This is a genomic window from Streptomyces sp. NPDC005151, assembly GCF_053599875.1.
Genome location: NZ_JBSFYR010000159.1, coordinates 1 through 8795, shown reverse-complemented (window position 1 = coordinate 8795; position 8795 = coordinate 1). Strand labels below are relative to the sequence as shown.

Sequence of the window (8795 nt, the reverse complement as noted above, 5' to 3'; positions counted from 1 at the left end):
GAACACCAAGACCCGACTGATCATCCGCCGCGGCTTCGGCTTCCACAGCGCGGACGCGATCATCGCCCTCGTCATGCTCACCCTCGCCGGGGAACATCCCACCCTCCCCGGTCGCCAACCCGCCACAGAGTGACCCACTCATGCAGCAGGAGAGCCCTTTTTCGCGTCCCGGGCACGCCATTGCGACGTCTCCAGCAGGAGCCACTCCTCCAGCTGTTCCAGTCGTGCGGGGCCGCGCCGAAGGCGCTGCTCGACCAGGGCCAGCAGTTCAGGGTCGGGCAACTCGCCGTCGTCGAACAGGGAGACCTGCCCGACGGCTACGGCGTTGCGGACACGGGGGTCGCGGAAGCGCATGCCGTCGCTCTTGTCGACCCGCCACATGGCGTCCTTCATCACTTCCACGCCGCGGGGGTGCTTGGTGCCGAAAACCAGGTACAGCGGCTGTCCCGTCTTCGGCACCACCTCGAACTGCAGCCGGTAGCCGAAGCCGACGCGGTGCAGGGCCTTGCGGTAGCTGTCCAGCCAGGCCCGCCACATCTCTTCGCTGTCGCACGCTTCGGCCACATGCGTCCAGTGCTCCCGGCCGCCGAATACGCCGTCGACGATGTCCTCGTTGAGCTCCTTGCGCCGGCTGAACCAGTTCGGCCCGAAGGTGACGATGACCTCGCTGGCGGGGTTCGCGGCGATGCGGCCCATCACGGACAGGGGGGTGTTGACGCTGCCCCAGCTGTCGAAGACCCCGAGGATGGGCTGGCCCCAGGCCTTTAGCTCGGTCAGCAGCCGGATGCTGTCCCGGCCCGCCTCACCGCGCTGCACGTTCACCTGCACGGGCAGCTGATCCAGCGGCCCGAAGTTCTTGTGTAGCTCCTTCATCAGGTGCTCGTAGGCGGCACGGTCCTTCTCGATGAAGATCAGCTGTACTCGCTCCCGGGACAGGCCCATCCGGTGCGCGAGGGGGTGGTTGAGCAGCCCCCGCAGGTTGAACACCGGGGAGCCTTCCTCGCCGGCCTCGTAGCGGCCCGGCCCGGCGAAGGCATCGAGGAACGTCGCCTTCGACCAGCTGCGGCCTGACCGCGGGCTGGGCTGCAGCAGAATCGGCCACCAGGCGTCAAAATAGCTCTTGTACAAGCGGTGTTTGGCCCCTGTCGCGGGCTCCAACGGCCACAGCACGCCCATGCCGGTCCCCCCTTGGACAGCAGAAGTTGAACAGATTGTCCGCTGCTGTACTAGAAGGCACCAGGACGCGATTTAGACGATCATCCGATCCGCGCAGGTATACGCCCAACTCAGTGACTGGACAAGCAAGTGCAACCCGCAAGTCCTTCCATTAGCAAGCATGTTGATGTGACGTCACCGAAATTGCTGAGGCCACCGTATCGATCGAGCCAGGTCGGCGTGGGCTTTGATGACTGTGCCCTCGCGGGCGGCGGCTCGACATACGGTTGCCTTCGCGAAAGACGATCAGCTGGGTCGGCTGAGGGGGCACGTGTGACGGTGCATCGCGGGGAGTACCGGATGTGAGCGGCTCTGGCCCAGCGAGAGGACCTGCCGGAGGCCGCCTTCGCCGCGATCACCGACGGACTGCTTCCTGACGACGTCGACTCGGATGCGCGGATGAGGTCACCGAAGTGGCGCGTGGGCGCGGAAGCCGCGACCATCCCGTGGACTTCTCGTCCGGAGGTCACCGCAGCGCTCATACCGTCAAGGCGATATGCGCTCGCACGCGGCCACTCTGGCGACTCGTTGTGGCACGCTGAAAGGACGATCCGCCTGGTGCCGCACAACCGTACTGAAGGGAAACTGCCCGCGCGGGCTGCCTATCCTTCCTGCATGATGCAAGGAATCAGCTGGCCGAGTCTTGCCTACGGCGTCCGCATGCCGGGCATAGGCATCGGGGAGTTCGAAGCCGACGGCAAGTGGGGCATGCAAGAGCTCTCCGAGCTGGGTCTGCTCGTACCCCTTCCCCTCAACGCGGAGGGTTTCTACGACGCTTCCCTCACGGCGCCGTCGCTTGAGGACGTGCTCTTCGTCGCGGACTGCATCGCGTTCGACCACGACTCCCCCACGGTCGTCACCCCTCTTCAGGAGCCGGCCACTGCACCCTACGAACCAATCGGGCACGACCGCCCGTGGCTTCCCGCCAATCGCACCTACCGTGACACCCTGGACTCCGTCGCCCAGCAGGCCCACGAGATCCGGTACACCGACATGCTGCGGCTCCGGTACGGCACGTACAACGATCCGCTAGCCCGGTTCAGCCGCCGGTTCGCAGCTCGCACCGAACCGCTCGCCCTTTACGCCATGGCTATCAGGCACGTTGACCTGCTCGCCGAGTACATGGGGCTGTACCGCGTGCTGGAAGCGCCGCGGAGCAGCAATGGCATGGACTTCATCACCGACCACCTCGATTCCCTTGAGGGGTACGACTTCGGGAAGCTGCTGACCATTCCAGCATTTCTTCCGGAACACACCGAGGAGCCCGCCGAGGTGTTCTCCGTGCTCAAAGAACGGGCACTCGGTCGTGTGGAGGCTCTCACAACAGCCGGCATCGATACTGCCAAGCACCTCTACGCCATCCGCAACGGCCTGGCACACGGTAAGAAGGATCTCATCCTCAACGACTTCGGCAACGCAGTCGATGCCGTGGCAGCCGACCTGCCCCTGCTGAAACTCCTGGCACGTATCGCTGTCGAACAGGGCTGACCAGCCCTCAGCCGGACTCAGCCAAGGACCGTGGGGCCGTCACCGTCCCAGCGAAACCGCATGCGCGGCCGTGGGAACTGCTGCCCCCCGCGCCTAGGGTGTCGTGCCCGGTGGTTGCAGGATCGGGTTCCAGGCGAACCAGCCCAGGTTCTCGGCGCCCAGTTCCCACGGGGACTCCAGCAGCAGTTTCCGGGTTGCCTCAAGGTCCCCGGTGACGGGAGCGGGAGCGGGGCCGATACCACGGCCCCGGCGTAGTTCTCTCTTGAGTCGTTCTGCCCCAGTTTGATGCGGCTGGTTGCAAGACGAGCGCGACTTCTGATGACCTTTCAGGTCTCTACGCCAAAAGATCGTCACAGGAGTCGCGCTCGTGCCCCTATCTTCGCCGGTTCCCCCTGCCGTTGGCCAACTCGCGGACCTTGCCCTGTGGGAGGCCGAGCTCGCCACCGGCCCGGCGGTAGCGGAGTTTGAGCTGGTCAGCAGGTTGCGGCAGGTCCCGGACCGGCGCGCGAAGCGTGGCCGACGCCACGCCCTCGTGGCGATCCTGACGCTGACCGCGTGCGCGACGCTGGTGATCGGCGGTGACTCGATCGCCGCGATCTGGCAGTGGGCGGCCCGCGCCCCGCAGGCGAAGCTGGCCCGTACCGGCGCCCGGTACGACCCGCTGACCGGCCGCTACCTCGTGCCGAGCGGGCGCACCTTCCGGCGTGTGCTCACCCACCTGGATGCCGACGCCCTGGATGCTGTGACCTGTAAATACGCCACAGATCTCGTGCGGGGCACCGTCCCCTCGCCTGAGATCCCCGCGACCCCAGGACCGGTGGAGCGCGAACAGCGCCGCGCCGCCAGGCGCTCGGCCGAGCACCCGGTGCCGGACGGGCTGCTGTCCGCCGCCGCCCTGGACGGCAAGGCCCTGACCGGCGCCCGCACCGAGAGCGGGCGGGTCTTCCTGGTCGGCGCGATCGATCACGACACCGGCGCGGTCCTGGGCCAGACCCAAGTCCCCGACAAACGCGGCGAAGGCGAGGCCGCCCGGGCCCTGCTCACCCAACTCGACCTGCCCGGACGGGTGTTCACTCTGGACGCGCTGCATACCACGAAGAAGACCGCCCGCCTGATCACCGGCCCTCTGGGCGGCCGCTACGTCCTGATCCTCAAGGGCAACCAGCCCCTCGCACGCGCCGCCGCCCAGACGTTGCTGACCGGCGCGGACACCGACTTCACCGAGACCACCGCGATCGACGACGACCGCGGCCACGGCCGCACCGAACGCCGCACCCTGCGCACCGCACCCGCCGACCACACCCTGTTCCCCGGCGCAGCCCAGGTCTTCCGCCTCCGCCGCGACACCGGCAACCTCGACGGTGAATGGACCAGCAAGGAGATCGTCTTCGGCGTCACCAGCCTGCCGCCCGACCTCGCCGGCCCCGCCCACCTCAACCACTACGAGAGGCTTCACTGGACCGTGGAAAACAAGATCCACTGGGTGCGAGACGTCACCTTCCGGGAAGACAACTCCCAGGTCAGAACCGGTACAGCACCCCGAGCACTGGCCAGCTTCCGCAACCTGACGATCAGCACCATCCGCCTCGCCGGACGCGCCAACATCGCCCACGCCCGCCGCGACCTCCTCCGCCACGAGGACGCCTTCGCCGTCTACGGCATCTGACCAACCGGCACAGAACCGGACATCACACAACTACGCCGGGGCCGTGGGGCCGATACGGGTCATCAAGTCGCCCCGTGCGTGCAGAAACTCCTCGTCCTCGCCTCGCAGCCGGCGCATCGCCGCTTCCACGCAGGCAGGCCATTTCGGCATACCGTAATGGTCATCGTGGGTCCCGATCCGGGGAGCGCCGGCGAAGACAAGGAAGTCGTCCGGCGGCAGTCTCTTCTCGAAGTGCCTGAACATGTCGATACGCTGTTTCACCTGCTTCTTGATCTCTCCGAGGAATCCCCAGCCGAAGTCCGTCAGGGTCCCCTCGCATCCCGGCCAGACCATGTCCCGGTCCAGGACCAGGTCCTCCAGCGCATAGAGACGGAACTGGTCGTCGGAGCCCAGGACGTCGAATGCGTGCCGGGTGAGCCAGGTGTTACGGGCGAACATCGTCCCGTCGTACCCGGCGATCGTCCGACTCTGGGAGCGTGCCTGGGCGGAGTTCGTGCCCTTCCTCCAGTTCGACGTGGAGATCCGCAAGATCGTGTGCACGACGAACGCGATCGAGAGCGTCAACGCCCGCATCCGCAAGGCTGTCCGGGCCCGTGGGCACTTCCCGAACGACCAGGCCGCTCTCAAGTGCGTCTACCTGGCCGTGATGAGCCTGGACCCCACGGGCACCGGACGCAAACGCTGGACCATGCGCTGGAAGGCCGCACTCCACGCCTTCGACATCGCCTTCGATGGCCGGCTCACCGCCGGACGCCGCTAGAAAACACTGACCGAGTCCCACCGTTCGCTGTACAGACCCGGGGCAGAACGGCGGGCAGGCTGTGGCCGATCTCTACCCGGTGCGTGCCTTGGGTCACGGCCTTCGCGGTGGCGCACAGATGCGCCGTGCTGCCGTCCTGGGTGAACGATTCGACGCTGTACTCGGCGCCCGGGGCACAGCCCTGAATCAGGACGCGCACATCGGTCGGCATGCCGTACGTGCCGCGCGCGGCGCGGGCCGCCGACCTGATCTCCCGCCACGAGGGGGGCTGACCGCCGGGGCTGCTGACCGCGACCGGTCGGGCGCTGACGAGGCGACCGCCGCCCCGTCACCGCCAGGACCCTGCCGTGCCCTCGCGGACGGGCGGCAAGTTTCGCGCACCGAGCCCCGGTTTACGCCCGTGGCCCGGGGAGCAGCACTCGTACTCCAAGGGCCCGTTCACCGGTCCGATGTACGGCGTGTGGCGCACCTACCGCTCAGGCGGGACCGGGGCGGCGGCCGGTACCGCGTCGGCCTTCTTGCCGGGCAACGTCAGCACGGGGAGGCTGACGTCCGGGAGGCTGACGCGGCGACGGGGCAGGGGCCTTGCTGGCTGCGCCCACGGCCTCGGCGGAACGGAGGCAGCTACCGCTTGGCGGCCACGAATCCCCACTGGTCGACCGGTTCGCCGACGACAGGCTCTTCGGGGCGCCACAGGCTGATCGAGCCGAAGCCCGGCTCCACCAGCTCGAGTCCGTCCGCAAAGGTCTTCATGACCTCCCTGGGACGCGAGATGTACGGCATGGCGCCGCCACTGGCGTACTCGTCGGACCCGGCCTGCGTCTCCGGAGTCTCGATGGTGTCGCACAGCATCAAGTAGCTGCCCGCGGGCAGCGCGTCCAAGTAGCTGCGGAGCAGCGCCGCGGCCTCGCCCGAGTCGGCAACGTGTCCCAGCGTCGAGAGCACCATTACGGCCACCGGCCGGTCGAGGTCCAGCGTCCGGGCGGCCTCGCGCAACACAGTCTTCGCGTCCGTCAGGTCCGCGTGCACATAGTCCGTCGCCCCTTCAGGCCGGCTGGTCAGCAGGGCACGCGCGTGAGCCAGGACGATCGGGTCGTTGTCCACATACACGATGCGTGCTGTCGGCTCGACGTCCTGGGCGACCTCGTGCGTCGCGTTCGCGGTCGGCAGACCTGTGCCGAGATCCAGGAACTGGCGCACCCCGGCCTCACCGGCCAGAAAGCGCACCGCTCGCGCCTGGAATGCCCGCGAGGCGCGCGCTATCTCAATGATCTGCGGGTACAGCTCCTCCATCGTAGCCCCGAGCCGACGGTCCACCTCGTAGTTGTCCTTGCCACCCAGCCAGTAATTCCACACCCGCGCCGAATGCGGCGTGCCCGTTTCGATTCCGTCCACCGGCGTCCGGATGCCTTGCTCGTCAGTCATCGGCCCTCTTCGTGTCACACATCGGTTGCGCGGACGGCACTCGTACCGCGCACGCCCATGCTTCCTCACCAGCATCGTCCGCACCAGCCCGACAAGGGAGTAACTCCCTTGTCGGGCACGGACGCAGAACGGGGCGCACCCCGTCCGGGAAGAGCGCGCGGTGCACTCGTGCCGACCGTGCATCAGGCTGTCGAGGATCACCGGGGTGAGACCGGCGCCCGGAAGAGCTCGGCAGTTTGTTCGGGCGTCACCAGGCACTCGGACCGGCCTTGGCTTGAGCCGCCCGCCGAGTGATAGGCCCTTGTGCCGGCCATTCCCTGTCAAGTTCAGCGTGTTGAAACTTGAGGTCGTGTCTGAGAAGCCGTTGCCATACCGATCATGGAGTCTGTCGATCGAACGGGAGTTTCGATCGGGTGATCGCGGGCCCTGCCCGGCATGAGAGCAGAGCCTGGCGGTATGCGGGGAAAATCCAGGGGAGCGGACGGCCGCGCGCTGCTACGGTCGGGCGCCATGAGCTGGCTTCCCGAGGACTTCGTCCACCCCGTCCTGGTACCGCTGCCGGGCGGTGGTCATCACCTGCGGCCGATCCGGGAGGTGGACACCCCGCTCGACTATCCGGCTGTGATGGGTTCGCGCGAGCGGCTGTGGACCATCTTCGGCCCGGCCTGGGGCTGGCCCCCGGACACCATGACCTACGAGGCCGACCAGGCCGACCTTTTGCGGCACGAGAAGGAGATCGCCGCGCACCAGTCCTTCAACTACGCGCTGTTCGACGCGGCGGAGACAGTTCTCCTCGGCTGTGTCTACATCGACCCGCCGGAGAGGGCCGGCGCGGACGGCGAGATCTCCTGGTGGGTGGTGGACGAGCTGGTGGGCAGCAAGGTCGAGCAGGCCCTCGACGCGCTGGTGCCGCAGTGGATCGCCGCCGACTGGCCGTTCGAGCAGCCGCGCTTCCTCGGCCGTGAGATCTCCTGGTCGGACTGGCTCGCCCTGCCGCAGCATCCCGACACGTAAAGGTGGCACAACGGGCCCGGCTGCTGACACCAAGCCGCCACAGTCGGGGGCTTGCTGTCATCGGTGAGAGATTCGCTGTCGCGAGGAAGACGCCGGGTTCGTCAATCGCGGCGAGGAACAAAGACCCAGGACGGGCCTTCTTCATCGCGAAGGCCCGCCCTGCGAGCGGTTCTATCCGTCCGTGAAACCCGGTCGCTGTGATTCGCCGGCCGCACGATGTCCGCACGGATCGTGCTGCCGAGTCTCAGAAGCTGTTGTCTTCCGGACTTGTGCGGTGTCGGTCGAACGGGAGTCCCGATCGGGTGGTAGCGGGGTGCTCGGCGCATACAAGTAGGGCCTCCTGAACAGCTCGTTGGTGTCGAATCACCGAGCAGCAGGAGGCCCCTATGTCGCAGTCTTCCGTCTCAATGCCGGTGCGGTCCAGTTCAGTCGCTCCGGAGTGTGACTGTCTGGCTCATCGGTTCGGTAATGCCGCGGACGGTGGGAGGCGGGAGCGGCGTTATCCGACGGATATGACGGACGCGGAATGGGCTGCGGCTCGGCCGTTGATCCCGGTTCCGGCCTGGATGCAGGGGCGGGGTGGCCGGCCGGAGGGGTTTTGTCACCGCACGATGCTGGACGCGATCCGCTATCTCGTCGATAACGGCATCAAGTGGCGTGCGATGCCTGTCGACTTCCCGCCGTGGGAGCGGGTGTACGGGTTCTACCGACGCTGGCGCGACGACGGCCTGGTCAAGGAGTACCACGACCGGCTGCGTGGGAGGGTCCGCGAGAAACTGGGCCGGGACGCGGAGCCGACCGCCGGGATGATCGACTCACAGTCGGTCAAAGCGGATGCCGTCGTCGGTGCCGCCAGTCGTGGCTACGACGGCGGTAAAAAGATCAACGGCCGCAAGCGGCACGTGGTGACCGACTCGTTGGGCCTGCTGCTCGCGGTGATGGTCACTCCTGCGGACACCGGCGACCGCGTCGCGGCGGAGATCCTGCTGCGGCAGGTGAGTGAGGCGCACCACCGTCTGGAGATGGTCTGGGCGGACGGCGGCTACACCGGGAGCCTGGTCCAGTACTGCTTCACTGCCCTCGCCCTTGTCTTGACCATCGTCAAGCGCAGTGACGACATGGAGGGTTTTGTGGCTCCCCTGTCGCTTCCGTGGGTGGGTTTATGTGGCTTGACGGCCTGGTAGGTGAGGCCGGTGGCCGCCGAGGTTGAGCATGGCGAGGGCGATG

The 8795-nt window shown here is 67.3% G+C and carries 7 protein-coding genes and 1 pseudogene; 5 read left to right on the top strand and 3 right to left on the bottom strand.

Going from position 1 to position 8795, the window contains the following annotated elements:
• Positions 1-138: 138 nt before the first annotated feature.
• Positions 139-1176: a three-Cys-motif partner protein TcmP gene (locus tag ACWD6R_RS38470; protein WP_451823005.1), complete on the bottom strand. Its 1038-nt coding sequence runs from the start codon at positions 1174-1176 to the stop codon at positions 139-141.
• Between the two features lie 654 nt (positions 1177-1830).
• Between ACWD6R_RS38470 and mauJ the strand changes: the two genes are divergently transcribed.
• Together mauJ and ACWD6R_RS38460 are read left to right on the top strand one after the other, a co-directional pair.
• Positions 1831-2703: a methylamine utilization protein MauJ gene (gene mauJ / locus ACWD6R_RS38465; RefSeq protein ID WP_451823004.1), complete on the top strand. Its 873-nt coding sequence runs from the start codon at positions 1831-1833 to the stop codon at positions 2701-2703.
• Between the two features lie 367 nt (positions 2704-3070).
• Positions 3071-4369: an ISAs1 family transposase gene (locus ACWD6R_RS38460; protein ID WP_451823003.1), complete on the top strand. Its 1299-nt coding sequence runs from the start codon at positions 3071-3073 to the stop codon at positions 4367-4369.
• A 30-nt stretch (positions 4370-4399) separates the two neighbouring features.
• Here ACWD6R_RS38460 and ACWD6R_RS38455 read toward each other — a convergent pair whose 3' ends face one another.
• On the bottom strand, positions 4400-4807 hold the full coding sequence (locus ACWD6R_RS38455; protein WP_451823002.1) for a hypothetical protein: 408 nt from the start codon (positions 4805-4807) through the stop codon (positions 4400-4402).
• Between the two features lie 10 nt (positions 4808-4817).
• Here ACWD6R_RS38455 and ACWD6R_RS38450 point away from each other — a divergent pair.
• A pseudogene (locus tag ACWD6R_RS38450) lies at positions 4818-5129 on the top strand (transposase); the annotation flags it as partial.
• 624 nt (positions 5130-5753) lie between these two features.
• Here ACWD6R_RS38450 and ACWD6R_RS38445 read toward each other — a convergent pair.
• A complete protein-coding gene (locus ACWD6R_RS38445; RefSeq protein WP_451823001.1) occupies positions 5754-6554 on the bottom strand; it encodes an SAM-dependent methyltransferase in 801 nt (266 codons plus the stop codon).
• A gap of 510 nt (positions 6555-7064) precedes the next feature.
• Here ACWD6R_RS38445 and ACWD6R_RS38440 point away from each other — a divergent pair.
• Positions 7065-7568 carry an N-acetyltransferase gene (locus ACWD6R_RS38440; RefSeq protein ID WP_451823000.1) on the top strand — a complete coding sequence of 168 codons (504 nt, stop codon included), beginning with the start codon at positions 7065-7067 and terminating at the stop codon, positions 7566-7568.
• Between the two features lie 386 nt (positions 7569-7954).
• Positions 7955-8752, top strand: coding sequence for an IS5 family transposase (locus tag ACWD6R_RS38435; protein WP_451822999.1), 798 nt, complete (start codon positions 7955-7957; stop codon positions 8750-8752).
• Positions 8753-8795: the final 43 nt, after the last annotated feature.

What these genes read in the sequence shown, in the direction of transcription:
- ACWD6R_RS38470 (WP_451823005.1), bottom strand. Translation starts at nt 1,176, where the DNA reads ATGGGCGTGCTGTGGCCGTTGGAGCCCGCGACAGGGGCCAAACACCGC.
- mauJ (WP_451823004.1), top strand. Translation starts at nt 1,831, where the DNA reads ATGATGCAAGGAATCAGCTGGCCGAGTCTTGCCTACGGCGTCCGCATG.
- ACWD6R_RS38455 (WP_451823002.1), bottom strand. Translation starts at nt 4,807, where the DNA reads ATGTTCGCCCGTAACACCTGGCTCACCCGGCACGCATTCGACGTCCTG.
- ACWD6R_RS38445 (WP_451823001.1), bottom strand. Translation starts at nt 6,554, where the DNA reads ATGACTGACGAGCAAGGCATCCGGACGCCGGTGGACGGAATCGAAACG.
- ACWD6R_RS38440 (WP_451823000.1), top strand. Translation starts at nt 7,065, where the DNA reads ATGAGCTGGCTTCCCGAGGACTTCGTCCACCCCGTCCTGGTACCGCTG.
- ACWD6R_RS38435 (WP_451822999.1), top strand. Translation starts at nt 7,955, where the DNA reads ATGTCGCAGTCTTCCGTCTCAATGCCGGTGCGGTCCAGTTCAGTCGCT.